This is a genomic window from Xanthobacter autotrophicus, assembly GCF_029991245.1.
GTDB lineage: Bacteria > Pseudomonadota > Alphaproteobacteria > Rhizobiales > Xanthobacteraceae > Xanthobacter > Xanthobacter autotrophicus_C.
Map to the genome: position 1 here is coordinate 1 of NZ_JAIVFO010000487.1, position 381 is coordinate 381.

At 71.7% G+C, this 381-nt stretch carries 1 pseudogene; it reads right to left on the minus strand.

The annotated features are described in order from the left end of the window. A pseudogene (locus K9U41_RS23800) lies at positions 1–356 on the minus strand (hypothetical protein); the annotation flags it as partial. Positions 357–381: the final 25 nt, after the last annotated feature.

The following is a 381-nucleotide window of genomic DNA, read 5'->3' on the forward strand; positions in this document are numbered from 1 at the left end:
GCGAAGCACCAGTTGTAGAAGTAGGCCAGCGAGTGCACCGAGAGCTCGTGCTGGGCCAGGTGCTCGGCTCCGGCGCGGGCCACGTCGAACGGGTAGGTCGTCTGGCGGAACTTGGCCCCGTGCCCCGTGCGGGCGACGGTCTCGGCCGCCACCTCCGGCGTCCCGTCGGTCGAGCCGTTGTCGACGAGCAGCACCTCGTCGCACGCCCGCAGCAGCGGGGGCAGCACCCACGGCAGGGACGGCGCCTCGTTCTTCACGCGCAGCACCGCGGTCGTGCCCGAGCGCAGCCCCTCGGGCCTGGTCCAGGGCCAGACGATGTCGTAGTCGGTGTGGCCCTCGAGGTTCTGCAGTCCCATACCCGTGGCCGGGACGGTCATCGCT